This window comes from Porphyromonas sp. HMSC065F10 (assembly GCF_001808555.1).
In the GTDB taxonomy this organism is placed as follows: domain Bacteria; phylum Bacteroidota; class Bacteroidia; order Bacteroidales; family Porphyromonadaceae; genus Porphyromonas_A.
The window spans coordinates 1-243 of sequence record NZ_KV793745.1; the positions used below are offsets into that span (position 1 = coordinate 1).

Genomic DNA, 243 nt, shown 5'->3' on the forward strand with positions numbered 1-243 from the left:
AGGTCGGCAGTTCAACTCTGCCTGGGCCTACGTTCGAGAGTAAGGACAGGGTAGTTCACCGAGATTTTCGGTGTTCAGGTGATGAGACTTGCAGGTATGATGGTTTTTCGTACCTTTGCAGTCCACTTCACGCGGGGGATTAGCTCAGTTGGCTAGAGCGCTTGCATGGCATGCAAGAGGTCAAGGGTTCAACTCCCTTATTCTCCACAGCGCGTCCTTGAGACGCAAGAGATCATAGACATA

Annotated in this window: 1 tRNA gene; it reads left to right on the top strand. The window is 51.4% G+C overall.

The features are described from left to right. Nucleotides 1–133: 133 nt before the first annotated feature. Nucleotides 134–207, top strand: a tRNA-Ala gene (locus HMPREF2890_RS01065). Nucleotides 208–243 lie beyond the last annotated feature (36 nt).